At 64.3% G+C, this 26,732-nt stretch carries 22 protein-coding genes; 14 read left to right on the top strand and 8 right to left on the bottom strand.

Annotated features, from left to right (window positions below; all coding sequences use genetic code 11):
- Positions 1–57: 57 nt before the first annotated feature.
- Positions 58–543, top strand: coding sequence for an SRPBCC family protein (locus G4G31_RS04800; protein WP_182990524.1), 486 nt, complete (start codon positions 58–60; stop codon positions 541–543).
- A gap of 220 nt (positions 544–763) precedes the next feature.
- On the opposite strand, the gene G4G31_RS04795 is transcribed toward G4G31_RS04800, so the two are convergent.
- The 3 genes from G4G31_RS04795 to hemE all read right to left on the bottom strand — a co-directional run bounded on the left by G4G31_RS04795 (position 764) and on the right by hemE (position 5,948).
- Positions 764–2,203 (bottom strand): dihydrolipoyl dehydrogenase, encoded by a 1,440-nt coding sequence (locus tag G4G31_RS04795; protein WP_182990523.1) that lies wholly within the window; start codon positions 2,201–2,203, stop codon positions 764–766.
- Between the two features lie 84 nt (positions 2,204–2,287).
- Entirely contained in the window at positions 2,288–4,297 is a 2,010-nt protein-coding gene (locus G4G31_RS04790; protein WP_182990522.1) for a primosomal protein N', read from the bottom strand.
- A 565-nt stretch (positions 4,298–4,862) separates the two neighbouring features.
- Entirely contained in the window at positions 4,863–5,948 is a 1,086-nt protein-coding gene (gene hemE / locus G4G31_RS04785; protein ID WP_182990521.1) for a uroporphyrinogen decarboxylase, read from the bottom strand.
- A 250-nt stretch (positions 5,949–6,198) separates the two neighbouring features.
- On the opposite strand from hemE, the gene G4G31_RS04780 reads away from it, so the two are divergent.
- The 12 genes from G4G31_RS04780 to G4G31_RS04730 all read left to right on the top strand — a co-directional run bounded on the left by G4G31_RS04780 (position 6,199) and on the right by G4G31_RS04730 (position 21,722).
- Positions 6,199–8,154 (top strand): S9 family peptidase, encoded by a 1,956-nt coding sequence (locus tag G4G31_RS04780; RefSeq protein WP_182990520.1) that lies wholly within the window; start codon positions 6,199–6,201, stop codon positions 8,152–8,154.
- Positions 8,151–8,825 carry a hypothetical protein gene (locus G4G31_RS25200; RefSeq protein WP_229425357.1) on the top strand — a complete coding sequence of 225 codons (675 nt, stop codon included), beginning with the start codon at positions 8,151–8,153 and terminating at the stop codon, positions 8,823–8,825. The genes G4G31_RS04780 and G4G31_RS25200 overlap by 4 nt, the downstream gene beginning before the upstream one ends.
- Before the next feature lie 1,144 nt (positions 8,826–9,969).
- Positions 9,970–12,282 (top strand): DEAD/DEAH box helicase, encoded by a 2,313-nt coding sequence (locus G4G31_RS25195; protein ID WP_229425356.1) that lies wholly within the window; start codon positions 9,970–9,972, stop codon positions 12,280–12,282.
- Positions 12,283–12,661: 379 nt separating this feature from the next.
- The gene (locus tag G4G31_RS04770; protein ID WP_182990519.1) at positions 12,662–14,632 is read left to right on the top strand and encodes a DUF885 domain-containing protein; all 1,971 of its coding nucleotides are present in this window, start codon (positions 12,662–12,664) and stop codon (positions 14,630–14,632) included.
- Positions 14,633–14,800: 168 nt separating this feature from the next.
- Positions 14,801–15,265, top strand: coding sequence for a hypothetical protein (locus tag G4G31_RS04765; protein ID WP_182990518.1), 465 nt, complete (start codon positions 14,801–14,803; stop codon positions 15,263–15,265).
- A gap of 561 nt (positions 15,266–15,826) precedes the next feature.
- Positions 15,827–17,563 carry a PHB depolymerase family esterase gene (locus tag G4G31_RS04760; protein ID WP_182990517.1) on the top strand — a complete coding sequence of 579 codons (1,737 nt, stop codon included), beginning with the start codon at positions 15,827–15,829 and terminating at the stop codon, positions 17,561–17,563.
- A gap of 237 nt (positions 17,564–17,800) precedes the next feature.
- Positions 17,801–18,685, top strand: coding sequence for a DUF2167 domain-containing protein (locus G4G31_RS04755; RefSeq protein ID WP_182990516.1), 885 nt, complete (start codon positions 17,801–17,803; stop codon positions 18,683–18,685).
- Positions 18,686–18,730: 45 nt separating this feature from the next.
- Positions 18,731–19,273 (top strand): hypothetical protein, encoded by a 543-nt coding sequence (locus G4G31_RS04750; protein WP_182990515.1) that lies wholly within the window; start codon positions 18,731–18,733, stop codon positions 19,271–19,273.
- A gap of 97 nt (positions 19,274–19,370) precedes the next feature.
- Positions 19,371–20,207: a hypothetical protein gene (locus G4G31_RS04745; RefSeq protein ID WP_182990514.1), complete on the top strand. Its 837-nt coding sequence runs from the start codon at positions 19,371–19,373 to the stop codon at positions 20,205–20,207.
- Between the two features lie 121 nt (positions 20,208–20,328).
- Entirely contained in the window at positions 20,329–20,595 is a 267-nt protein-coding gene (locus tag G4G31_RS04740) for a hypothetical protein (RefSeq protein ID WP_182990513.1), read from the top strand.
- 143 nt (positions 20,596–20,738) lie between these two features.
- Complete coding sequence (locus G4G31_RS04735; RefSeq protein WP_182990512.1) at positions 20,739–21,089, top strand: hypothetical protein; 351 nt, start codon at positions 20,739–20,741, stop codon at positions 21,087–21,089.
- A 189-nt stretch (positions 21,090–21,278) separates the two neighbouring features.
- Entirely contained in the window at positions 21,279–21,722 is a 444-nt protein-coding gene (locus tag G4G31_RS04730; protein WP_182990511.1) for a DoxX family protein, read from the top strand.
- A 121-nt stretch (positions 21,723–21,843) separates the two neighbouring features.
- Here the strand turns inward: G4G31_RS04730 and G4G31_RS04725 are convergent, their stop codons facing one another.
- Entirely contained in the window at positions 21,844–24,168 is a 2,325-nt protein-coding gene (locus tag G4G31_RS04725) for a TonB-dependent receptor (RefSeq protein ID WP_229425355.1), read from the bottom strand.
- 220 nt (positions 24,169–24,388) lie between these two features.
- Here G4G31_RS04725 and G4G31_RS04720 point away from each other — a divergent pair, with 220 nt between their 5' ends.
- Complete coding sequence (locus G4G31_RS04720) at positions 24,389–24,649, top strand: antitoxin Xre/MbcA/ParS toxin-binding domain-containing protein (protein ID WP_229425354.1); 261 nt, start codon at positions 24,389–24,391, stop codon at positions 24,647–24,649.
- 71 nt (positions 24,650–24,720) lie between these two features.
- On the opposite strand, the gene tatC is transcribed toward G4G31_RS04720, so the two are convergent.
- The 4 genes from tatC to G4G31_RS04700 all read right to left on the bottom strand — a co-directional run bounded on the left by tatC (position 24,721) and on the right by G4G31_RS04700 (position 26,708).
- Positions 24,721–25,476 (bottom strand): twin-arginine translocase subunit TatC, encoded by a 756-nt coding sequence (gene tatC, locus G4G31_RS04715; protein ID WP_182990510.1) that lies wholly within the window; start codon positions 25,474–25,476, stop codon positions 24,721–24,723.
- Complete coding sequence (gene tatB, locus G4G31_RS04710; protein ID WP_182990509.1) at positions 25,477–25,968, bottom strand: Sec-independent protein translocase protein TatB; 492 nt, start codon at positions 25,966–25,968, stop codon at positions 25,477–25,479.
- Between the two features lie 15 nt (positions 25,969–25,983).
- Positions 25,984–26,226: a Sec-independent protein translocase subunit TatA gene (gene tatA / locus G4G31_RS04705; RefSeq protein ID WP_182990508.1), complete on the bottom strand. Its 243-nt coding sequence runs from the start codon at positions 26,224–26,226 to the stop codon at positions 25,984–25,986.
- A gap of 107 nt (positions 26,227–26,333) precedes the next feature.
- Positions 26,334–26,708 (bottom strand): histidine triad nucleotide-binding protein, encoded by a 375-nt coding sequence (locus tag G4G31_RS04700; protein WP_182990507.1) that lies wholly within the window; start codon positions 26,706–26,708, stop codon positions 26,334–26,336.
- Between the last annotated feature and the right edge of the window lie 24 nt (positions 26,709–26,732).

Genomic DNA, 26,732 nt, shown 5'->3' with positions numbered 1-26,732 from the left:
ATTCGATCGGTTACCATCGCCCCTTCGGCCACGCGCCCACGAACACGAGCACGAACAATGAAATTTGAACACCTGATTGAAATTAACGACCCACTCAACCCGCTGATGGACACCATCACCCGCGAGCAACTGTGGCGCGGCCTGGTCATCCGCGCGGAATCGCCGAAGCTGTTCGTGCCGCACCTTGACGAATGCGAAATCGGCGAGCGCGAGTCGGGCAGTTTCCAGCGCCGCCTGCGCTACGGCGATTTGGTGGTGCTCGACACGGTCCTGCTCACGCCGCTGCAGGAAGTGCGCTACGAGGTGCCGGCCCAGGGCGAGATCCAGGCATCCCTCCTCACCATGACGATCGAGTGCCCCGCCGAAGGCCGCCTCTACGTGCGCTTCAGCTACGACGACGGCACCGGCGAACATGTCGACGCCGCCAACAAGATGTACGACGAATTCAAGAAATCAGCCTACCAGGAAGCGGACCTCGACACGGTGCGCATCCTGCGCCAGATGGCGGCGGCCGGAAAGCTCGATGCGAGTTATCTGAACTGAACGGCTCGGGTGCGCTGAGGTGCGCTGAGGTGCGTCGAACGCGTGGACGGAAGCGGAACCGTGCTGTGGAAGGGTGGGCGCCCCGAGCCCACGCGGACCCGGAATACGCGTTTCATTGGCTGCTTTCTTGCAGCACATTCAAGGTCGCGTTGTCCCGCCATACCTCTGCGCGAGCGGCGATACCGCGTGGACCCGGGGCGCCCACCCTACAAGTTCGTTTTCAGGTTCCCGGCTCGGAATCGGCCGGGTCGGTGTGGTTCGCGCCCTTGGCCAGGTTGGCGGCCAGGTCGCGCAGCGCGGTGCGCACGCCTTCCTCGATCACCGGATGATAAAACGGCATGTCGAGCAGCTGCGGGACCGTCAGGTTCGCCTGCACGGCCCAGGCCAGCAGGTGGGCGAGGTGCTCGCCGCGCGGGCCGATCATCTCGGCACCGAGGAAACGGCAGCTGCCGTATTCGGCGTACACGCGCAGCATCCCCTTGTTTTGCAACATGACGCGGCTGCGGCCCTGGTTCTCGAACGAGACCTGGCCGATGGCGAACTTCGGCCGCCCGCCCTCGCACAGCGTTTTATAGCTCCTGCCGAGCGTGGCGATGTTCGGTTCCGTAAAGGCGATCGCCAGCGGGGTGCGGCGCAGGCCGGGGCGCACGTCCGGATAGCGGCCGGCGTTTTCTCCGGCGATCTTGCCGTGGTCGGCCGCTTCGGCCAGCAGGGGCAGTTCGTTGTTGGCGTCGCCAGCAATGAAGATGTGGCTGCTCCCGCACTGCATGGTGCGGCTGTCGAATTCCGGCACGCCATTTGCCTGCAGCGCCAGTCCCGTCTCTTCCAGTCCCAGGTCCTTGACGTTCGGGCTGCGTCCGGTTGCCAGCAGTACGTACTGGAAGGATTCACTTGTTTCCTTGCCAAGCGCGTCGCGCGTGGTGAGCAGCACCTGTTCTCCCTGCTGCTCGGCGCGCACGACTTCGGTCTGGAATTGCAGATCGAGTTCCTGGGTCAAAGTGCGGGTGGCCGCGTGCAGTACTTCCGGATCGCTCAGGTGGGCGACGCTGCCGCCGCGCGCGAAGATGCGCACGCGCACGCCAAGGCGGGTCAGTGCCTGGCCCAGTTCCAGGCCGATCACGCCGGTGCCGATCACCGCCACCGAACGCGGCAGATCGTCCCAATAAAAGACGTCGTCGCTGGTGACGATGCCGGGGCCGACGTCCTGCAACTGCGGCAGCACGACCGGCGTCGAACCGGTGGCAATCACGAAGCTGGCCGCCTCGATCTCGGTGTGCTCGTCCACCTGGAGCGTATGCGGGCTTGTAAAGCGGGCGTGGCCGCGAATGCGGTCGCTTTCCGGAAAACTCTCGACGCTCTCGAGCACGAAGCCCACAAAACGGTCGCGTTCGCGCCGCACCCGCTCCATCACGGCGCGACCGTCGATGCGTTTTTCGCCCGGATGCACGCCGAAGCCCGGCGCCACGTCGAGGGTATGGGCGGCGTCTGCCGCCGCGATCAGGAGTTTGCTCGGCATGCAGCCGACGCGGGCGCAGGTGGTGCCGTACGGGCCGCCCTCGATGACGACGGTGCGCGCGCCTTGCGCGTGCGCGGCGCGGTAGGCGGACATGCCGGCGGTGCCGGTGCCGATGACGGCCACGTCGACCTGTAGTTTTTTCATCTTGTACTCCGTTTGCTGTGCCGCCATGACGATACGCCTATTTTGCCAGTTTCACAGCGGTGGCCCGAGACTGGGCGGGCGCGCTCAGATGTCCAGCGGATCAACCTCGAGCGACCAGCGCACGCGCGTCTTCATCGCCCGCAGCAGGTGCAGCCACTCCTTCAGGTAGCCCTGCAGCGCCGGGCGCGAATTCGATTCCACCAGCAACTGGGCGCGGTCGACATTGTGCACGCGCGTCATCGTCATCGGGATCGGGTCGTTCAGCGTGATCGATTCGGGATCGACGGGCAGGATGCCGCGCGCCTCTTCAAGAAAAGCGATGGCGGTGGCCAGTTCCGGCGCCTCGGCACGCAGCAGCGCCTGGTACATGTAGGGCGGCAGCGCGGCCTGGTGGCGCTCTTCCAGCAGGTTCATGGCGAAGCGCTCGTAGTCGTGGCGCACCACGGCCGAATACAGCGGGTGGGCCGCGTAGCGGGTCTGGATCAGGACCTCGGAGGCCAGGCCGGCCCGGCCGGCGCGGCCCGCCACCTGCATCAGCTGCGCGAAGAGGCGTTCGCTGGCCCGGTAGTCCTGCGAGAACAGGGCCGTGTCCGGATTGAGGATGCCGACCAGGGTCAGCTTCTTGAAGTCGTGCCCCTTGGCGACCATCTGCGTGCCGATCAGGATATCGACCTCGCCGCGGTGCACGGTATCGAAAGCTTCCTGGGCGCTGCCCTTCTTGCGGGTGGAGTCGGCATCGATGCGCAGGATGCGCGCGTCGGGAAACATCGCGGTCAGGTTTTCTTCGAAGCGCTGGGTGCCGCGCCCGAGCGGCTGCAGGTCGACGTTGCCGCAGGTCGGGCAATGGCGCGGGATGCGCAGCTCCAGGCTGCAGTGGTGGCAGCGCAGCCGGTGTTCGGGCTTGTGCAGCACCATGAACGAGGTGCAGCGGGTGCAGTTGCTGATCCAGCCGCAGGCTTCGCAGGTGATCACCGGCGCATAGCCGCGCCGGTTCAGGAACAGCAGCGATTGTTCGCCACGCTCCAGGCGCTGCCTCAGTGCCGCCAGCAGGCCGCCGGTCAGGCCTTCCTTCGGCTTGTCGCGCTCCATGTCGATCAGGCGCACGCTCGGCAGCACGGCGTCGCGCACGGCGCGTTCGCGCAGCGGTAAAAGGTCGTAACGTCCCGTCTGGGCATGGTGCCAGCTTTCCAGCGAGGGCGTGGCCGAACCGAGCACGATGGGAATGGCGAGCTGGCGCGCGCGCCACACGGCCAGGTCGCGCGCCGAATAACGCAGCCCCTCCTGCTGTTTATAGGACGGGTCGTGCTCCTCGTCGATGACGATCAGCTGCAGGTGCGGCAGGGACGCGAGGATCGCCAGCCGGGTACCGAGCACGATGCGCGCCTGGCCCTGGTGCGCCGCCAGCCAGTGCAGCATGCGTTCGCCTTCGGACAGGCTGCTGTGCAGGGTCGCCAGCATCAGGCCCGGGAAGCGCGCGCGGATATTGCCTTCCAGTTGAGGCGTGAGGTTGATCTCCGGGACCAGGATCAGGATCTGCGCTTGCGGGTCGCGCGCCAGCACCTGGGCGCAGGCCTGCAGATACACCTCGGTCTTGCCGCTGCCGGTAACGCCGTACAGCAGGATCGGCGTGAAACCCCGGGCACCGCCGATGGCATCGGCCGCCGTCTGCTGCTCGCGATTCAAGGCCGGCATGCCGCAAGGGGCCGGGTCGCCCGCGTTTGCGCTCTTGGCAAGCTTTTTCAGCGCGCGGTCGAGCGCGACGGTTGTCGGCACGCGCAGGTTTTTCGGCAGCCCCGGCAGCGCCACTTCGCCGAGCGGACGCTGGTAGTAATCGGCGGCGAAAGCGGCAAGGGCGATCCATCGGCTGGACAAGGGAGACAACTGGTCGCGCACGGCGATCGCGTTCTTCAGCTTGTCGGGCGGGACCGTGCTTTCGGTGGCGATGGCAACGATCAGGCCGACGATTTCGCGGCGTCCGAAACTGACCAGGACCAGCTGGCCGACCTGCGGCGCTGCGCCTTCATAAGGCCAGCCGTAATCGAACACGCTGTTGAGCGGCGTATCGATCGCGATTTGTAAAATGCAGTACGCCAATGTCGACCTTGCTAAAGAGCCTGTGGAAAACTTTGTGGAAAGCGCTGTACTTGACCAGTGGAGAAGTTTACGTTAAGTCAAACCTTGGCGGCATCAGCGAAACTCATGTCGCAATTAGCGCTTTAATTTCAAACACTTACAAGAACTAAAGTAGTCCACAGCAACCTACTTCCTCTGACGCAACGATTGTGTATAACTTCGATTTTTCTTCTAGTAAATGCGCGAAACGCATGTCCAATTAAACAAGTATCTGCACTGCATAGCGTAAGTGCCCGTAAACGCAGCACTTTTTATTGATGAGTGGCGCATGCTGTTGATAACTTTGTGAACAAGGCTGGCACAGCTATGATTTCTGTTACGAAAAATCTGCTTCCGGAAGCGCATTCTTCAGCGAACTGAAGCATAAAACCCAGCAATTTCAACCACTTAGAATAATCAAGGTTGCGCCTGACATGTCCACAGGTTCAAAGCCTGCATTTTTAAAACTTGTGAACAAGTGTGATTTTGCTGCGCTGCGAAGCGATGTGTGGTGTCATAAAGACATCGCCCCCGCAAACCGGCCCGGCTAGCGAGTGGTACGTTGCGCGCGGCTGAAGTTGTGCACTGCTTCCACCATGGCGCTGACCGATTCGGGCGGCGTAAATTGTGAAATGCCGTGTCCCAGGTTGAAGACATGGCCGGCCCCGGCGGCAGGCGTCCCGTAGGCCGTGAGCGAACGTTCCACCTCCGCACGAATCTGCTCGGGGGAAGCGAACAGGATGGCCGGGTCGAGATTGCCCTGCAGCGCGACGCGGTCGCCCACCAGCGCACGCGCATGGCCCAGGTTGACGGTCCAGTCCAGGCCCAGCGCGTCGGCGCCGATGTTCGCCATCTCGTCCAGCCAGATGCCGCCGCCCTTGGTGAAGACGATCGCCGGAATGCGCACGCCATCCTTCTCGCGCTGCAGCCCGCTGACGACTTTCTCCATGTAGCGCAGCGAGAATTCCTGGTAGGCGCCATCGGCCAGGGCACCGCCCCAGGAGTCGAAAATCATGACAGCCTGGGCGCCGGCGTCGATCTGCGCGTTCAGGTACTGCGTGACCGCCGTGGCATTGATGTCGAGGATGCGGTGCATCAGGTCCGGACGCGCGTACAGCATCTTCTTGATCGTGTGGAATTCGCGCGAGCCCTGCCCCTCGACCATGTAGCAGGCCAGCGTCCACGGGCTGCCGGAAAAGCCGATCAGGGGCACGCGGCCGTTGATCTCGGTGCGGATCTGCGTGACGGCCTTGAAGACATAGTCGAGCGACGCCATATCCGGTACCTGCAGCGCCATGACCTCGGCTTCGCTGCGCAGCGGACGCTCGAACTTCGGTCCTTCGCCGTCGGCGAAATACAAGCCGAGACCCATTGCATCGGGCACGGTCAGGATGTCCGAGAACAGGATCGACGCGTCCAGCGGATAGCGGTCGAGCGGCTGCAGGGTCACCTCGGTCGCATAGTCCGGGTTCTTCGCCAGGCCCAGGAACGAACCGGCGCGCGCGCGCGTGGCGCGGTATTCCGGCAGGTAGCGCCCGGCCTGCCGCATCAGCCACACCGGGGTGTAGTCGGTCGGCTGGCGCAGCAGCGCGCGCAGGAAAGTATCGTTCTTGAGCGGGGCAAATTGTGGCATGGCTGACAATGGGTGGCGTCGGAGGACGGCTATTATCGCATTCTCCGCGCATGGCGGGAGCCCCGCGGACGCAGCGCACGAGCGTGTGAAAAAATGGCCATGACGGCGTTGCATGGTCTCGCCGTACCTTTGTACTGTCTTCGACGATGCGCCTTGTCCTGACCATTCTTTCACACGCTCCACGTGGCGCGTCGCCCTCCCTACCCTGCGCTCTTATAATGTGGTTCTCCCTATTTTCGAATCCCGCGCCATGACCGAGCCGACAAGCAAGCAGGCCGCCCCCTGCGGCACCTGGACTTCCCCGATCAGCGCCGCCGTCGTCGCGGCCGGTGCCATTCCGCTGTCGCAGATCGCGCTCGACGGGGAGCACGTGTTATGGCTGGCAGGACGCGCCAGCGAAGCGGGCCGCACCACGCTGCAGCGCCTGCGCATCAATGCTGCTGCCGCCACCAGCGCCGTTGGCGAACCGACGCCGGCGCCCTTCAACGTGCGCAGCCGCGTGCACGAGTACGGCGGCGGCGCCTATGCGGCCGATGGCGGCACGGTCTGGTTCTCGCACTTTGCCGACAACCATCTATATGCGGTCGAGGGCGACGGCACACCCGTCATGCTCACGCGCGAGGAGCAGGTGCGCTACGCCGACTTCGTGCCCGACCGGGCTCGACACCGCCTGGTGGCGGTACGCGAAGACCACCTGGCCGGCGAGGCTTATCCCGTCAATACGATTTGCGCGGTCGGCTTCGATGGCGCCGAGACCATCCTCGTCGAGGGCAACGATTTCTATGCGGCGCCGCGCCTGTCTCCCGATGGCCGCCAGCTGGCCTGGCTGTGCTGGGACCACCCGCGCATGCCCTGGCAGGGCACCGAACTCTGGGTGGCCGATTTCGCCGACGACGGCAGCCTGGTCAACGGCCGCCTGATCGCGGGCGGCCTGGAAGAATCGATCTGCCAGCCCGAGTGGTCGCCCGACGGCCTGCTCTACTTCGTTTCCGACCGCAGCGGCTGGTGGAACCTGTACCGCTTCGAAGGGGGCGTGGTGCACCCGCTGTGTTCGCGCGAGGCCGAATTCGGCGGGCCGCACTGGAGCTTCGGCAATTCGATGTACGGCTTCCGCTCGGAAGACGAGATCGTCTGCACCTATATCGAGGACGGCGTCAGCCGCCTGGCACGCCTGTCCACGCGTGACTGCAGCCTCACGCCCATCGACACCCCCTACGAGGAAATCCGCGAACTGCGCGTGTCTCCCACCGCGGTGGCAGTGCTGGCCGGCTCGCCGACGCTTCCCGTCGAAATCGCCCTGATCGACCCGATTACCGGTGCGCGTACCGTGCTGGCGCGCTCGATCGCGGAGCTGCCGGAGCCGGGCTACCTGTCGGTCCCGCACAGCATCCGCTACCCGAGCGCGAAGGGCCGCAGCGCCTATGCTTTCTATTATCCGCCGGCGAATGCCGATTTCCAGGCGGTGGACGGCGAACTGCCGCCATTGATCGTCATCGGCCACGGCGGCCCCACCGGCATGGCCACCAGCACCCTGAAGCTGGCCACCCAGTTCTGGACCAGCCGCGGCTTCGCCGTGCTCGACGTAAACTACGGCGGCAGCACCGGTTTCGGGCGCGCCTACCGTGACCTGCTGAAGGGCCAGTGGGGCGTGATCGACGTGGAGGACTGCGTGGCCGGCGCGCGCCACCTGGCGCAGCAAGGCCTGGTCGACCCCGAGCGCCTGCTGATCCGCGGCAGCAGCGCCGGCGGACTCACGACCCTGTCGGCCCTCACCTTCCACGACGTCTTCAAGGCCGGCGCCAGCTATTACGGTGTGTCGGACCTGGCCGGGCTGGATGCCGACTCCCACAAATTCGAGTCGCACTACAACGAATACCTGATTGCGCCGAAAGCCCAGGCCGATGCGATCTACCGCGCGCGTTCGCCGATCCACCATACCGATGCCCTCAACCGTCCGATGATCTTCTTCCAGGGCCTGGACGACAAGGTGGTGCCGCCGCAGCAGTCGGAAACGATGGTCGACGCCCTGCGCGCACGCGGCGTGCCGGTGGCGTACATCACGCTCGAAGGCGAAGGCCACGGCTTTCGCAAGCTTGATAGCGTCGTGCGCACCCTGGAAGCGGAACTGGCCTTCTACCTGCGCGTGTTCGGCATTGCCCTGCCACCCGGCCTGCCTGCGCTGGAGATCGAGAACCTGGCTGCATGACCGAAGCCGCACTGCACGAGGCCTTCGCCGCCACCAGCACGCGCCAGAAACTGATCCTCGGCTTGCTGGCGCTGGCGGGAGAGCCGTTCGGATTCACGCGCCTGCGCGAGCACCTCGAGCCGCTCGGTGCCTACGAAAACGAAGGCGCGCTGGTCGGCGACCTGGCGCAGCTGCGCACGCTGGGCCTGGCGACTGAGGTGGCCGCGCGCGGCAGCGTCAATGCACCCGGCGTGGCCTGGCCGGCCATCGATTACCTGCTGCGCACTGGCCGCTTCAATGAGCTGCGCGAGGTCTACGACAGCACCACCCTCTTGCGGCGCGACTGGCAAGGCAACCCGGTGCTGCGCAGCTACCGCCAGGGGTGGCGCTCTTGCGCATGGCCCTGGTCGGCGGCGACGGCCCGAAGACGGTGGCGCCGCTGCTGGCGGCCTGCCTGCGCTGCCATGAAGCGGCCTACCTGCATCCGCTGGTCGACATCTGCGCGCGTCCCTTCGAGCCGGGCCTCATCGAACGCATCAACCCGGCCCTGCGCGATGACGTGCTGGCTATCCTGGTCGACCATGTCCAGCGCGAACCTGCCAGCGCGCCGGCAATTCGCGCCCATGCCCTCGACCATGCCGCGGGCAGCGCGCCGTCGATGGCATTGCGCGCGGCACTGGCCGAGCACCTGATCCTGTGTGGGCGCCTCGACGAGGCGGCAAGCCTGCTGGTGGACCTGGACGATTCGAGCGCGCTGTTCTACCGCAGCCTGCTGCTGCTGCTCCGCGACGACGTCGATGCCGCGCTGGCCGGTTTCGATGCTGCATTAAAGCTGCTGCGGCGCGAGACCGGCAAGCGAAAGGCCGTGTTCGGCGGCATCGGCGGCCACTTGTACGTGGCGGCCCTGCTGCGGCGCACGGAAAGCAAGTACCAGAAGGCGGCGGAAAGTTATCTCGACAGCGCCACGCGCGCCGTGCAAAGCCACGACACGGCCGTCTACCAGCAACTGTCGATGCTGCGCCAGATCCGTGGCGGCACGGTCGATGCCGAGGTGCTCCCCTCGCGCAACTGGGAAACGGCCCTGCAGCCGGTGCTGTTCCGCGCCCTGCTGCACTGGTGGCTGGGCATGCCGCAACTGTCCAGCCGCCGCGCCCAGCTGGAAGAAGCGCTGGCGCTGGCGGAAAGCGCCGGCTTCGACTTCCTTAGCGCCCAATTCGCCAGCCTGCTGGGGCAGCTGGGCGGCGTCAAGCACGAACAGCGCGCGATTTCGCTGCGCCAGCAAGGCCGCTACACCGACATGACGCTCTGGTTCGAGCGCGAGCAGCCCTGGGAGCGCCAGCTGAACGCGCTGATCAACCTGCAGCCGGCGACCAATGTCGAAGTGGTGAAGGAATCGCGCCTGGTCTGGCTGATCCGCTACGACCCGCACCTGGGCGTACAGGAAATCGAGCCGCGCGAGCAGAAGCGCGATGCGCAAGGCGCCTGGAGCCGCGGCCGGCCGGTAGGCCTGAAACGCCTGCTCGACGAAGCCGCCACGCTCGACTTCCTCACCGCGCAGGACCTGCTGGTGGTATCGAGCATCGGCGCGGCGCGCCAGTACTACAGCAGCGGCCTGCGCTACGAAATCGACCTCGACAAGGCTTTAGCGGCCCTGATCGGCCATCCGCTGCTGTTCTGGTTCGACGCGCCCGGTACCCGCGTCGAACTGCTGCCGGGCGAACCCGAACTGCTGGTGAAGGCCGCGCAGGGACAGGTGACGATCTCGCTGCGTCCGCCGGTGCGCGGGGCGTCGGCGACGTCGTCGTCACGCGCGAGACGCCGACGCGCCTGCGCGTGGTGCGCATCCGCGACGAGCACCGCCGCATCGGCGCCATCGTCGGCGACGGCTTGCAGGTGCCGCTGGAAGCCGAGGTGCGCGTGCTGCAGGCGATCGGCGCGATCTCCTCGATCGTCACGGTGCAGTCGGACATCGGCGCCAGCGCCGCCGACATCGAGCGCATCGATGCCGACGCGCGCCTGCACCTGCACCTGCTGCCTTATAACCGGGGCCTGCGCCTGCGCATCCTGGTGCGGCCGCTACCGGACACCGGTGCGTATTACGCGCCCGGCAGCGGTGCCGAACGTGTCATTGCCGACGTCAATGGCGTGCGCACCGAGGCCAGACGCATTCTCAACGCCGAGCGCGAGGCCGAACGCCAGCTGGTCGCCGCCTGCCGCGCGCTCGAATTCGCCGAGCAGGAACACGACGAGTGGCTGCTCGGTCAGCCGATGCAATGCCTGGAACTGGTGAGCGAATTGCAGGAGCTCGACCCGAACGCGGTCGTCATCGCCTGGCCGGAAGGCGAGCCTTTCCGCGTCAGCAAGAAGGTGACGTCGAAATCCGTACGCCTGAATATCAAGCGCGACAAGGACTGGTTCGCGGCCGACGGCGAAGTCGTGCTGGACGAAGGCCGCATCCTCGACCTGCGCTCGCTGCTCGACAAGGTTCGACATAGCGAAGGCCGCTTCGTCGCCCTGGGGGACAACCAGTTCGTGGCGCTGACGAACGAACTGCACCGGCGCCTGACCGATCTCGCCGCCTACACGGACGCGAACGACGAGGCGCTGCGTGTGCATCCGCTGGCCAGTTTTGTACTGGAAGAGCTGGCGCTGGAAGCCGGTGGCGTCGAAGCCGACAAGGGCTGGCGCGCGCACCTGAAAAAGATGGCGGACAACGCCCACTACGAGCCGCAGCTGCCGTCCACGCTGCAGGCCGAACTGCGCGACTACCAGCGCGAAGGTTTCGCATGGCTGGCACGCCTGGCCCACTGGGGCGTGGGCGCCTGCCTGGCCGACGACATGGGCCTCGGTAAAACGCTGCAGGCGCTGGCCCTGATCCTGCTGCGCGCTCCGGACGGCCCTACCCTGGTGGTGGCACCGACCTCGGTGTGCACCAACTGGATCGCGGAAGCCGCGCGCTTTGCGCCGACCTTGAACGTCACCCTGTTCGGGCCCGGCGAGCGTGCCGCCGCCATCGCGGACGCCGGTCCCTTCGACGTGGTGGTCGCCAGCTATGGCCTGCTGCAGCTGGAAGCGCCGCTGTTTGCGAAAAAGCGCTGGCACACGATCGTGATGGACGAAGCGCAAGCCTTCAAGAATGCGCACACGCGCCGTTCAGCTGCGGTGATGGCGCTGCAGGGCGACTTCCGCATGGTGGCCACCGGCACGCCGCTGGAAAACCACCTGGGCGAGTTGTGGAACCTGTTCAGGTTCATCAACCCGGGCCTGCTCGGCACGGCCGACCAGTTCCAGCTGCGCTTTGCCGGGCCGATCGAAAAAGCCCAGGACAAGCGGGCCGAGAGCGCGGCCCGTGCGCGCCTGCGCCGCCTGACGCAGCCCTTCATCCTGCGCCGCACCAAGAGCCAGGTGCTCACCGAGCTGCCGCCGCGTACCGAGATCGTGCTGCCGGTCGAACTCACGCCGGAAGAAACAGCGCTGTACGAATCGCTGCGGCGCGAGGCGCTCGATAAGCTGGCCTCGCTGGAAGCACCGCAAAGCCAGAAGTCGATTGCCATCCTGGCCGAGATGATGCGGCTGCGCCGCGCCGTCTGCAATCCGGAACTGGTTGCGCCGGGTCTCGGCATCGGCAGCAGCAAGCTGGCCGCATTCGCGCGCCTGGCGGACGATCTGCTCGAGAACCGCCACAAGGCGCTGGTGTTCAGCCAGTTCGTGGATCACTTGTCGTTGATACGCAAGCACCTCGACGCGCGTGGCATCAAATACCAGTACCTCGATGGTTCGACCTCGATGCAGGAACGGAAAAAACGCGTCGACGCTTTCCAGGCCGGAGAGGGAGACCTTTTCCTCATCAGCCTGAAGGCGGGCGGCGTCGGCATCAACCTGACCGCCGCCGACTACGTGATCCACATGGACCCGTGGTGGAACCCGGCCGTGGAAGACCAGGCCTCGGACCGCGCCCACCGCATGGGCCAGCAGCGTCCAGTTACCATCTACCGGCTGGTGGCGCGCCATACGATCGAGGAAGGCATCGTCGACCTGCACCACCACAAGCGCGACCTTGCCGACAGCCTGCTCGAAGGCGGCGACCTGGCCGCGCGCCTGTCGCCCGGCGACATGCTGGCGATGCTGCGGCAGGGTTTCAATAGCTGACGCGAACAGCCCCGCTTCTGGCATTGTCGGGCAATCCATGTGATCATGCCGCCTTTGTGGCCGATTCATCCATATCGGGTGACGCGGCGGCGCACATGCCGCGGCCACAAAACCGTGGTCTCCCGCTAGAAGTGCGGGCCGACCAGCAACGGGGGCCTCGGAAAACCGTAGCGAGCGGCAGCAATGTTGGCCGAGACGCGCAGCTGTACGCGAGTACAGCGAGCATCGCAGGCCGACAGTGCAACGCGCAGTAGGTTTGCCGAGGCCCCCGACGTGACGTATTGTTTCAGCCTCCCGCAGGGAAGGCGAATGGTGCTACTCTGGCGCGCTGGCCTGTATTGGGCGGCGCCTTGAACTCCATTTCACAGGGCCGATGAAGATGATGAAGACGAAACTCGCGCTGGCAGTCATGCTTGCCAGCCTGGCACTGGCGCCCGCCAGCGCCGCACTTGCCAAGACCGCGACGAAAACCGCCAAACCGAAGGCGGCGAAGGTCGTGAAATCCAAGGCCTCTGCCAAGCGCAGCGCGCCGGCCGCTGCCAAGGGCACCTCGAAGAAGAGCACATCGAAGAAGGGTAAAGCTGCCGCAACCGGCGCAGCAGCCGTCGCGGTCACCGCCGCAGTCGCCGCCCCGAGCCGCGAAACCGTCGCGAGCACGGCGCCGGCGTCGGGCGAAAAACGCCTCGACCGCCGCGCCGACAGCCTGTCGATGCAGTTCCTGACCGCGCTCTGGCGCGTCGACCCGGAAGGCGGCATCGCCGTCGGCAAATTCGACGCCGCTGCCACGCTGACCATTCCTGATGCCTCCACGCGCGCGAAAAAGCTCGCCTTTGCCGAAGAATGGCTGGAAAAATTCCGCAAGCTCGACCAGCGCCAGATGTCGCCGCGCCAGCGCACCGACATCGCCCTCCTGATCAATAAACTCGAGAACGACCGCTGGCGCCTGACCACCTTCGGCGAATTCGAATGGAATCCGGCGCTGTACAACATCGCCCAGCCGCTCGACCTGATCCTGACCACCGAGTACGCGGCCAAGCCCCAGCGCCTGCGCACCCTCCTCAAGCGCCTGGCCAACGTGCCGGCCTATTACCAGGCGGCGCAGGCGAGCATCGTCAACCCGACGCGCGAACACACCCAGCTCGCCATTGCACAGGCGCCGGGCACGCTGGTGGTGCTGGCTGATATCGGCCAGGCTGCGGCGGAATCGACGCTGAACACGCAGGAAAAAACGATCTTCGCCCAGCGCGTTGCCAATGCCGGCGCCGCGGTGCTGAACTACGTCGACTTCCTGACCAACCTGGAAAAGACGCAGGCGGCCAACGGCCAGGCGCGCTCGTTCAGGATCGGCAAGGCGCTGTATGAACAGAAGTTCGCGCTCGAGATCCAGTCGGCCAGCAGCGCCGAGCAGACCTACCGCAAAGCGCTGGCCGCGCGCGAGGAACTGCTCACCCGCATGAACGCGATCTCGGACGAACTGTGGCCGCGCTACATGGCCGACACGAAGAAGCCGAACGACCGCTTCCAGAAGATCGGCATGCTGATCGACCGGCTCTCCAGCCGCCACGTCGCGCGCGAAAACTTCTTCCCCGAGATCCGCCGTCAAATCCCGCAACTGCAGGACTGGGTCGTCAAGAACGACCTGCTCACGCTGGATCCGAGCAAACCCCTCGAAGTGCGCGAGACGCCGATGTACCAGCGCGGCGTGGCCGGCGCCAGCATCGATGCGCCCGGTCCTTACCGTTCGAAGGACAAGACCTGGTACAACGTCACGCCGCTCGACGGCCTGTCGAACGAGCAGGCCGAAAGCAGCCTGCGCGAATACAACGAGTGGATCCTGCAGATCCTGAACATCCATGAAGCCATCCCTGGCCATTACGCCCAGCTGGTGCACGCCAATCGTTCGCCTTCGCTGATCAAGTCCCTGTTCGGCAATGGCGCGATGGTCGAGGGCTGGGCCGTGTACGGCGAGCGCATGATGCTGGAATCGGGCTACGGCGGCAACGCGCCCGAGATGTGGCTGATGTATTCGAAGTGGAACCTGCGCAGCGTGACCAACACCATCCTCGACTACTCGGTACACGTGAACGGCATGGAACGCGAGGAGGCCCTGGACCTGCTGACCCGCCAGGCCTTCCAGACGCGCCAGGAAGCGACCGAAAAATGGCGCCGCGTGCAGCTCTCGTCGGTGCAGCTGACCAGCTACTTCAGTGGCTACGCCGAGATCATGGAACTGCGCGAGCAGCGCAAGCAGGCGTTGGGCGAGCGCTTCAACCAGAAGGCCTTCCACGACCAGTTCCTCAGCTACGGCAATGCGCCGGTGAAAGTGATCGCGGAGCTGATGCGCAATTAAGCCGGCAGGCGCCGCACATGACAACCGGGACACTGTGTCCCGGTTTTTTTATGCCTGCAAAGATGTTGCCAACTCATCAATATCGACCTACACTGGCGCATTCCAATCCGCCTGCGCTGGCCATGGTCCGGCAAGCTTGCCGCCGCAGCGCCCCGACCCGAGAAGCCCATGCGTATCATTGTCGCCGCCATCGCCGCCGCCCTGGTTCAGCCACTGGTGTTCGCCGCCCTCCACCCCGATGCCTTGTCCGCTGCGCAGTCCCAGCCGAACTTCATCGGCGCATTCGCCGTCATGACCATTGCCGTCGCCGCTGCGGTGGTCCTCGTTGGCGGTGTACCCATCTTCCTGGTGATGCGCAAGCTTGATTGGCTAAGCTGGCCATCGCTGGCCCTGGCCGGCCTGCTGGCGGGCGCGCTTCCGGTGGCAGCCCTCTTCTGGCCGCGCCCGCTCGGCGACTACTCGGACGGGCACAACTGGCACGGCGTGTATGTCGACACCTATATCGCGGGCCAGCCCACGACCTATGCCTGGCTCAGCTACGGCGAAGAGATCCTGCGCTTCGGCTGCCACGGCCTGGTCGGCGCGCTGGTTTTCTATGGGGTCTGGCGCCTCCTCGGCGGACAGACGGCCTAAGTGGGCCTAACAAAACCTCCATAGCTGCGTTGCACCCGCTCGCCGTACAGGCGTACTGTCTTCGCGGCTGCGCCTTGCTCTGAAGGTTTTGTTAGGCGCTCTAAGAGCCTATCCCGGTAGTCCGGAGTCGCTGCTGGCGCGCCTGACAAACGCGTGCTGCGTTGCTCGTCGTTGCATGGCCAGCCATGCGGCCTCCTCGCGCCTTGCCCGCGCTTGCCATGCATCGCCACCAGCTTTCCCCGGACTACCGGGATAGGCTCTAAGTCACGCCGCTTCCGTCCTGCTCCGCGCGCTGTGCAAAAGCGCACAAACGGCGTGCCTGTGCGCCGCTTGTGGGCGTTTCGTCGAAGCCTAGAATAAGTTTGGCGACTTCACGTCGCCACAACAAAACTATATCTACATGCGGAGACCATCAATGAAAACCCTTCCCTCGCCCACCTCCTAGCGCTGTTCGCGCTGCTTCCCCTTCTCTTTTTGTCTCACCGATCCGGCGCGATCCGAGTGGCCTCGTCACGTCCTTACGCCCGGCTCTTCAACGTGCTTCACGCAACGGAGGCTTCCATGACATTCAGCTTTTTCAACAGGACCGCGCGCCAGGCGGTGCTGCTCGCCGCACTCGCCCCCTGGGCCATCGCCCAGGCCCAGGTTCAAGCAGGTCCCGGCACCTGGTCCGGCAACCAGACCTGGGCGAGCGACACCGTCAACGGCGGCGCCCTCACCGGTTACTACTACTGGCCGGCCACCGCGCCGGCATTGGGCGGCAAGCGCGCGCTGGTGCTGGTGCTGCACGGCTGCTCGCAGACCGCCGCCGGCGACGTCATCGACGGCAGCAGCGACAGGGGCTACAACTGGAAAGCGGCCGCCGACCAGTACGGCGCCGTGATCCTGGCGCCGAATGCGACCGGCAATGTCTATGGTGTGCACTGCTGGGACTGGGCGAAATCGACGCACAGCCGCAGCACCGGCCACTCGGGCGTGCTGCTCGACCTGATCAACCGTTTCTTGAGCAACCCGCAGTACGCGATCGACCCGAAACAGGTGTACGTCACCGGATTGTCCTCGGGCGGCGCCCAGACCATGGTGATGGGCTGCCTGGCGCCGGACGTGTTCGCGGGCCTGGGCATCAATGCCGGTCCGCCGCCTGGCGTGTCGACCTCGCAGATCGGCATGGTCCCCTCCGGCTACACGGCCACCACGGCCGCCAACAATTGCAGGAACCTGGCCGGCACCAATGCGTCCCAGTTCGGCAGCCAGATCGCCGGCGTCATCTGGGGAACCAACGACTATACGGTGGCGCAGGGCTATGGTCCCCTCGACGCGGCCGCGATGCGCATCGCCTACGGCGGCAGCTACACCAAAGGCGCGGCCGTGAGCGTGCCCACCGGCGGCAGCAACATTCCCTATACGGATGCAAACGGTAAAGTGCGCACCTCGGAAATCACGGTCACCGGCATGGGCCACGCCTGGCCCGCCGGCACTGGCGGCCAGAACGGCAACTACGTGGATGCGACCAAGGTCAACTACCCGTCCTTCGTGATGGATTTCTGGTTCAGGAACAACCTGCGCGTGGCCCGCGTGGCGCCGCCAACCATGGCCTCGTGCAGCGCCAGCGTGTCCGGGTCGACCGTGACAGTCAATGGCGCGGCGGGCAGCGGCACCATCGGCAGCTACAAGGTGGTGCTGAACGGGCCGACGCCGGTGAACGACGCCGCCGCCGGCAGCGGCGCCAGCTTCAGCAAGGCGTATGCGGGACGCGCCGACGGCTATTACAGCGGCAGCGTCACGGCCACCGACAGCAGCACCGGCTTGACCTCGAACGCCTGCAGCATCAGCCAGTTCCTGGTCGGCAGCGCACCCGCCCTGCAGGCGCCCGCTGGCCTGGCAATCAGCGCGCGCAGCGCCAGCAGCATCAGCTTGACCTGGAACGCTTCGAACGGCGCCGTTGGCTACAACGTTTACCGCAACGGCAGCAAGGTCAATGGCGCGGCCGTGACGGCGACCGGCTACACCGATACCGGCCTGGCCGCCTCCACGGGCTACAGCTACCAGGTGTCCGCGCTCGGCAACGGCGGCGTGGAAAGCGCACGTTCGGCCAGCGTCACCGCCAGCACTACGGGCAGCTGCACCGCAACCACGTCCAGTAACTATGCCCACGTGACGGCCGGTCGCGCGCATGCGAGCGGCGGCTATGCACTGGCGAACGGCTCGAACCAGAACATGGGCCTGAACAACACCTTCTATACGACCACGCTGGCGCAGACCGCGCCCGGTTACTACGTCATCGGCAACTGCCCGTAAATCCCGTCAGGTGCAAGTCTTGCCGGGGCTGCGGCCCCGGTTTTTTTATGGCTGTCCCTCTGGCGATGGCGCCGCCCCAGCGTCAGGCCGCCGCATGCATATTTTCAGATGAGCAACAATTGGTGAGTATTTGCCAGTTCCACGCCGCTTAAAATACAAGCAGACGCCTGCACCGTCCTGCGTTCACCCTCATTCGATCACCACCGCCGGCGCGGCCGGCCATCCAACAGGAACGTCATGAACACTGCCCGGTTTGCACGCACGGCCTGCGCCGCCCTCCTCCTTGCCGCCACGAGCGCCGGTGCACAAACAGGCAAGATCGACCAGGAAGCCGAGATGAACGCGGCCATCGCGGCTGCCAAGGCGGTGGCGAAGACCGGACCGGCCGAGATCGCCCTGGGCAAGCAGGCCAGCCTGAAACTGCCCGCAGGGTATGCCTTCATCCCCCAGCCGCAGGCAAACGGGCTGATGAAGGCGATGGGCAATGGCGAGGATGCCTCGCGCCTGGGCATCATCGTCCCGCCCGACAGCAACAGCTTCGTGGTGCCGCGCTACATCGACGCCGGCTATATCAAGGACGACGAAGCGGCCGACTGGAAGGCGGACGAACTCCTCTCCAGCATCAGGGAAGGCACCGAAGAGGGCAACAAGGAGCGCCAGGCGCGCGGCATGCCGGAAATGGAGATCGTCGGCTGGAGCCAGAAACCGGTCTACGACAAGGCCTCGCACCGCCTGGTCTGGGCCATCGAAAGCAAGGACAAGGGCGCGTCGAACGAGGAACACGGCGCCAACTACAATACCTATGTGCTGGGCCGCGAAGGCTACCTGTCGATGAACCTGGTGTCCGGCTTCGATTCGCTGGAAGCGAACAAACCCTTCGCCCAGGCCCTGCTCGCGCGCACCAGCTTCAATCCCGGCAAGACCTATGCGGACTTCAATGCCTCCACCGACAAGGTGGCCGAATACGGCATCGCCGCGCTGGTAACGGGCGTCGCCGCCAAGAAGCTTGGCCTGTTCGCCGTCATCGGCGCCTTCGCCCTGAAATTCGCCAAGATCATCGCCATCGCCGCCTTCGGCCTGCTGGCCGCGATCGGCAAGTTCTTCAGGCGCGGGAAGGCATAAACCTGCATGCGCGCCATGCGAATGAAATTTTCAGGAAGACCTACCATGACGAGCAAGATTGCATTACGGGCGTATGTCCTGCTCTTGGTCGCCAATACTGCCATCGTGTCCGATGCGCTTGCATGCCGACCCGTGACGCCCGAGCGCCCCATTGTCGAGATAGCGCCCAAGTCCCTGCTGGCCGTGTATCGTGCGGCGTATCACCAGGCTGGCTTCCAGTATGTGAACGAAAATCGCTTTCGCAATCATATCGAAATGCATTTCAAATTCGCGCTGCCAGGGTTTGCGGAAAGAAACGACGGAAAACTCGACATCGCCTTTGACCTAGGCGCGAGCCGCACCTGCAATCCGTGCGGGGTCCATTTGATGCATGTGAACGTAGGCGACGACTACGGGCTTGAGCAATACGGCGCGGCACAAAAGCTCATCAGGCAAAAACTGGACATCGCTGAATCCGAACTGGTCCGGCAACTGGGCGACAAGATCAAACCGACGCCGCGCATGGCGTCATGTGTCGACGCTACTCTGCCTCGCGAAATCCCAACTAGCGCGGCGATGGGAAAACAAGATCAGAACAGCGTCGATTGACCATCCCAAGCTTCGAGTGCACTTCGGGCAGAACCTGCGTTAGGTCATCTGACCAAAGACATTCGGAGCGACCCTCCAAATACGACATGAAATCCCGATGATGAAACTCGCCGCATTTCTGTTTGCTGTTGCTTCCTGCTGCAACGCGCAGGCCGCCTGCTCTACTGCGATTCCATTGCAGGGAGCCGTCAACGTTAAACAGTGCGACCCTGCGAGCGGCCAGTGCAGGCGCGCGGATGAAGTTCTGCAAGAATACATGCGTGCAGTCCCTGACGACGGGCCTGAAGTGCTTTCCATCGCTAGCCATAGCAGTCCATGGCATTTATATGATCAGGACTACCGCATCCTCGACATTGATGAGGTAGCGGCCATGGTGAGTCAGCAAGGTAGCAATTTCAAGCGCGTCGATCTCGTCGCGTCCTGGAGCGATGCTGCACCTGCCCCTGGCTCCAGGTCCTTGGCGCAGAAACTGTCGGCGGCACTCGGTGGAAAACCTGTTACCGGCCAGGATGGGTTTGTGTGGATATCGCAGAACGGCGCGCTGCGCACAACGCACCAGGCGTTTACTGCCCGTCTCAGCGGCCCTTACTGGGTGGGCAAAAATGAGGATGTGATGGCCTCGCTGGTAGCCGGCTGGGCAATCGATCTGGAAGCCAGATTCAAGGAAACCCGTGATGCCGCCGGCTTGTTGCAGGTAGCTGCCGCGAAGGAAATCTTCATGCTTTGTCCTGAAAGCGCACTGGAATCGTACGAAGAGAGTGCTGCGCTGAATAATCCAGTGGCAGCCTATAACGCCGCTATCATCCGGCTGGAGCGCAAACAACCCGGGGATGTGGCTGCCGCCATGAAGCTGCTCAAGCAGGCGGCCGCTCAGGGTGACAAGAAGGCCGAGAAGAAGTTGACGTCACTGGCCAGCATAAGCGGAGCGAATTGAAATTCGAAAATCGGGGTCAGGCCTGACATTCAGACACGGCCTCAGCAATCCGCTGCATGGGGCCAGGATGATTGGCGCACGCTGAGCGCACGTAATGACCGCATTGAGACGGAACGTACACATGGATGAGAGTCAAGCAGGAAGTGCACTTGTCGATGCAGCGTATCGCCTGGGATACCTGCGCGGGCGCATCCGGCGCCTGCCGGAGGGTCCGTCGAAGGGAATGTATATCGAGTTCTACCTGGACCAGCGCCGCGCCCAGCGCGAAGTCGGTCCCATGTCGATGGGTGCCGTTGGCGAAGCGTTCGCACGTGGTGTCGCGGACGGCGAGCGCAGCCTGCCGGATCAGCCCGACCCTTCCATTCCATCGACTGCGCAAAAACGCTGACCACTCCAGCGTGAACTCCCCTAAAAGTGGTGCCTGAATTCAGAGATAGCTCGTCCAGGTCTGCTCTGGGCCCAAAACGGACGCTACGATGCGTCCACAATCCGCGAAGAGCTCCGTTCACCCAACCCCACCATACGGACACCATGTCAGATTCCCAGTTCACGGTCGCCGCCGCGCTGTTCGAGGTCGGTACCACTGCCATGATCCTGCTGTGCGTTATCGCCGGTTACATGCGGCACAAGGCTGTCGTTGTCCTGGGAGCGCTCACACCGGCCATCCTTGTGCTGGCCTATCTTGCCTACCCCCAGTTGACCGAGCCGGCGCCCGGCAATATGGCGAGTGCCAGCTGGGTGATGGGCTTTGGCGCGTACGTGGCCATTCTCATTGGCGGGATCGTCCTGTCGTTCATTCCCCGTCCAGCACATCTGCCGAGCCGTTACTTGCTTGGTTTTGCGTTGGCGCCGGTCTTGTTTGGCTTACTCCAGATTGTCTAGCGTGTCCTTGGGCGGATAGGCAGATGGCGACGGGAGACCGTGGGCAGGTCCGACATTGAGAAATGGGTTCAACGATACGGTTCCGTGAAAGGCAATGTCCCTGCTTGATTGCCAGGCCTGATGCCGGCAAGTCCAATGTTCTACACAACCTGTCCTGTGCCATACTTGCCGTATTTACAAGGAGGCCAGATGCCGTACTCGCCCGTCGACACACCGAAGCATCGCCCAGCCCAGGGAATCGACATCGTCCGCATCGGGGTAGCGCTGATCATCCTGATGCATCCGCTGCACGGCTTCGCCCATTACGCGGACATCGCTGGTTTCGGCAGCTATCTCGGGTCGCTGGGCTATCCTTTCGGGCTGGTCCTCGCGTGGACCGTGCTCGTCCTGCAAACGGTTTGCAGCCTCGCGCTGCTGGCGAACCGCTGGGTCGTACCGGCTTGCATCGGCCACATGGTCGTGGTCGGCTTCGGGCTGGTGCATTTCCATTATCCGAATGGCTGGTTCGTGGTCGGCGGCGGCACCGGCGGCATGGAATGGCCCTTCATCCTGCTGGCCTGCCTCGGCGGCGTGCTGTGGACCTACTGGCCGCGCCGCGGCACCGGCGCAGGTAGGAATACCGTGGCCGGATAAGCGCCAACCTGGCTTGGCCGCTTGCCCCTGTGGTATCGGCAGAAAACAAAAAGCCGGCCCCAAGGGAGCCGGCTTTTTTATCGTCCGCTTGAACGCCGCGGACGTTTGCACCCACGCCGAATCAGAAGTTGACCTTGAACTGCGCGCCCAGCGTGCGCGGTTCGTTCAGGATGCCGGTCAGGTTGTCGAAGTCGATGGCGCCGACGACCTGCACCTCATTGGTGATGTTGCGTGCGAAGGCGGCCACTTCATATTTGCCGTCACCCCACTTGTAGCCCAGGCGCAGGCCGCCTTCGAGCAGCGACTTGGCCTTGTATTCCTTCGCTTCGTACAGGAACATGTTGTAGGTGCTGCGGTAGGCCCAGTCGGTGTAGGCGAAGAAGTCGCCATCGCCCAGCGGCACGCTGTAGCGCAGCGTGAAGTTCGCCTGCCACTTCGGTGCGCGCGGCATCGGGTTGCCGTCGATGCGCACGGTGCCCGGGAAAGGACCGGCCGGGTCGGTCACGGTGCAGCCGGCGACGCCGGCCGTGTTGGCGAAGTTGCCGCACTGCTGGACGAACAGCGAGCCATCCTGGATCTCGGTATCGTTGTAGCTGCCGCCCAGGCTCATGCGCAGGGTGTCGCTCAGCACGGCCTGGAAGTCGAGCTCGACGCCCTGGCCAGTGACCTTGTCGGCGTTGATCAGCTGGTTCATGTTGACCACGCCGCTGCCGGCGGTGAGCTGCTTGTCTTTTACACGGTACTGGAACACGCTGGCCGAGACGCGCGCGCGGCGGTCGAACAGTTCCTGCTTGATGCCGGCCTCGTAGCTCAGCGCCTTTTCGGCGTCGGCGAAGGACGGACGGTCACCCAGGCCGTTCAGGCGGCCCTGCATGCTCGGCGCGCGGTAGCCGGTGGCCACGCGGGCGAACAGGTTGGTGTCCTTGTTGAGTGCATAAGTGCCGCTGACGTCCCAGCTGACATTGTTCGAATCGCTGTCGATGCCGAACGGGCCGGCTGTCGTCGCTTCGACGCGCTTGGCCGAGAATTCCTTCTTGTCGCTGGTGTAGCGCAGGCCGGCGCGCAGTTTCAGCTTGTCCGACACCGTGTAGTTCAGCGAACCGAAGGCCGCCCACGATTTGGTGTCCTGGTTCTGCGTCGCGTAGAACGGGTTTTGCGGGTTACCAGGTGCCAGCGAATCGAAGCTGATGCTGTCGATCTGGATGTCTTCCTTGAAGTAGAACAGGCCGCCGATCCACTGCAGCGGGCCCGACGAGTTGGACTCGGCGCGCAATTCCTGGGTCAGCTGCTTGTGCTTCGGCAGCAGGTCGGCCGTCTCGACGACGAAGGGGATGAAGCCAGGGCCCATCGGCTGCGCGTACACGGCGCCGTAGCCGCCATCGACGTCGGCGCGGCTGTAGAAGTCGGCCGACTCGTAGCCGGTGATCGAATGCAGGGTCACGCCGTCGAGGTTCCAGCGCAGGCGCATGTTGGCGCCCTTGGTGCGCAAGGTCTGCTTGTTGACGCCGTCGGTCGGGTAGCTGTCGTAGTCGAAGCCGTCGACCAGTTCGTTGGTCCCCTGCTTGATGATGTTCGCGCGGAACAGGGTGGCGTTGCTGTCGAGGTCACGGGCGTGGACGTTGAACAGGGCCGAGAACTGCTTGCTCGGCTGGACCAGCACCTGGAAACGGGCCGCGTTATCGCTGTAGCCTTCGAGTTCGCGGGTACCGGTCGGACGCGGATTGTGCACGCGGTTGTCGCGGTTCTGGCTCTGCAGCGACAGGCGCGCGGCGACCGTGTCGCCCATCGGCAGGTTGTACGCGCCCTCGGCATTGAAGGCACCGTAGTTGCCGAAGCCGGCGCTGGCATAACCTTCGGTTTGCTTGAGCACCGGCTTGACGGAATCGAACTTGACGACGCCGGCCGGCGAGTTACGGCCGAACAGCGTGCCCTGCGGGCCGCGCAGCACTTCCACCTGCTCGGTGTCGAACACCGGGAAGCCCTTGAGCATCGGGCTTTCCTGGACGATGTCGTCGACCACCAGGCCGACCGGCTGCGAGGCGTTCAGGTCGAAATCGGTATTGCCCTGGCCACGGATGTAGAAGCGCGGGAAGGAACGGCCGTAATCCGATTCCACGTTCAGACTCGGCGAACGGCCGGCCAGGAAGCGGATGTCCACGCCGCCGGCCGAGATCGACTCGAGCTTGTCGCCGCTGAGGGTGGTGATCGCCATCGGCACGTCCTTGATGTTCTCGGCGCGGCGCTGGGCCGTCACGATCACGACGTCGAGGCGCTGGCCGCCCTGGGCGTTTTCCTGGCCCGCAGGGGTTTCCTGGGCCGCAGGGGTTTCCTGGGCCGCGGCCGCTTCCTGCGCCAGCGCGGCGCCCATCGGGAAGGCAGCGGCAATCGCCATGAACATCAGGGTGCGGCAACGGGGCAGCGACAGGGCGGATCGGGAATCTTTCATACTGTTCCTTGGCTAGTGAGCAAACGGGCGATTGACAGGCAGGCAGCAGATAGCTATTGATTTTCTGCTAATTGCGAACCGCTAATTATATCAATTAGATATGGATGTATATACAAAAGCGAATATATGATGCTTTTTTGCACTTAGAGGATGTCCTCCACTGACAACCGTTCCGGTATCATCCCGGAATGCGCTAGGCACCAAACGACTGTGGAATTTCATGAGCAAAGACGAACCGATCAGCAGTACCTCGATGGACGCATTGCGGGCGCGCTTCGAAGCGCAATCGCGCAAGGCGCAGGCCTATTACACGGTGATGCATGCCGCCCGTGGGGTGCTCGGAAGCGACGATGCCGCCGATGCCTGGATGAATGCGCCGCTGGCGCCGCTGGGCGGGCAGACGCCGGCCGTGCTGGTGAACGAGGGCCGCACGCAGGAATTGCTCGAGCATGTCGGCAAGCTAAAGCCGGGCGCGCGTTAGGCGCCGGCTTTAGCCGATCGGGGACGAAAAAAAACCGGGCGTGCCCGGTTTTCCTTTTTGGCCCGCCGGCGTCAGGCCGCCTCTTCCGGTGCCTGGGTCATGCGCACGAACAGCGGCGCCACCAGCAAGCCCAGTTCGAACAGCAGCCACATCGGAATGGCCAGTGCCAGCTGGCTCACCACGTCCGGCGGCGTGACGATGGCGGCGATGACGAAGGCGCCGACGATGATGTAGGGGCGGATCTCCTTCAGCTTCGCGATGCTGACGATGCCCATGCGCACCAGGATCACGACGACGATCGGCACCTCGAAGGTGGCGCCGAAAGCCAGGCACATCGACATCACGAAATCGAGGTAGTTCTCGATGTCGGGCATGACCGCAATCGATGAGGGCGAGAAAGTGGCGATGAAGTGGAAGACGCGCTTGAAGACGAAGAAATAGCAGAAGGCGACGCCGGCAATGAACAGCAGCGAGGACGAGATCACCAGCGGCAGCACCAGGCGCTTCTCGTGCGCATACAGACCAGGCGCGACAAATGCCCACAGCTGGTAGAACACCCAGGGCAGCGCCACGATGAGGGAGAACATCAAGGTCACCTTCATCGGCACCAGGAAGGGCGAGATGACGCCGGTGGCGATCATCTTGGCGCCGGTCGGCAGCGACTCCAGCATGGGCGCGGCCAGGTAGTCGTACACCTCCTTCGGCCCCGGCCAGATCATCAGCACGATGCACACCGCCGCCACGCCGATGATGGCCTTGACCAGGCGGTCGCGCAGCTCGACGAGGTGGGAAATGAAGGTTTCTTCGACCGGTGCTTCGTCGCTCATTTAGAAAAAGGAAGAATTGGATTTGACGCCCGGGCGGAACTTGCGCACGCGCGCGGCGCCCGACAGCACCCGGGTCTTGCCGCCGTGGCGGTGCTTGTACCAGGCGGGAATGGCGGACGAACGCACCAGCTTCTTGCGCCGGAAGTCCTTGGCCTTGCGTTCGAGGTTATCGACCGTGGCGCTGGGTGGCGCAATCGAGGGCTGGATGTCGCCATGCCAGGCCGACTCGACTTCCTTGGCGGCGTTCGAAAAATGGTATTCGACGTCGGCACGGAACTCGTCGGCGCTCTCGTGCACTTCCTTTTGCAGGTTGCGCAGTTCGTCGAGCTCGATCGAGCGGCTGACTTCGGATTTGACGTCGTGCAGGTAGCGCTGGGCGCGGCCGTACAAGGTACCGGCCATGCGCGCCACCTTCGGCAGCTTTTCAGGGCCGATCACGATCAATGCCACCACGCCGATGATGGCAATCTTCGACAGTCCCAGGTCGATCATGGAGCGACGGCCGGATTACGAGCGGTGCTTTTCGCGGGTCTCGACGTCGATCGTCGATTTGTCCGCCACTTGCTGGGGCGGCTGGGCCGTCGTGCCAGGATTGACGACCGTCTTGTCTTCCTCGCCCTTGACGCCGTCCTTGAAGCCTTTCACGGCCTTGCCGATGTCGGAACCGACATTGCCCAGCTTCTTGGTACCGAACAGCAGCACCACCACGACCAGCACGATTACCCAGTGCCAAATGCTCATCGAACCCATCATTTTCTCCTCAGCGGGCGCAGGGCGCCCTTCGATCATTGAAGCGTACCGCACCAGTATAAGCCATGCGGGACGACCGCGGCAGCTTCAAAAGTTGCAGCTACGTATCAGGTACCCAGGCCGCGCCAGGGGCGCTGGCCGCCATACATGTGCAAGTGCAAGTGGTACACCTCCTGGCCGCCGTTCGGACCGCTGTTGATCAGGGTCTTGAAGCCGCCGCTGGGCTTGCCATCGGCGTCGATCGTCACGCCCACGCCGTGCTCGGCCGCCAGTTTCGGCGCCAGCGCCAGCATCTTGCCCAGCACCGCCGTGTGCTCGGGCGTCACGTCCGACAGCGTGCTCACGTGCTGCTTTGGAATGACCAGCAAATGCACCGGCGCGGCCGGGTTGATGTCCTTGAAGGCGAGTACGTCCTCGTCTTCGAAGACGACGGCGGCCGGAATCTGCTTGGCGACGATCTTGCAGAAAATACAGTTATCCATGTTGTCTCCAGTCTGTGTTGCTGC

It is taken from the genome of Massilia sp. Se16.2.3 (genome assembly GCF_014171595.1).
Lineage (GTDB): Bacteria > Pseudomonadota > Gammaproteobacteria > Burkholderiales > Burkholderiaceae_D > Telluria.
The sequence above is the reverse complement of the archived record's forward strand: the minus strand, read 5'-3'. Positions and strand labels throughout refer to the sequence as shown.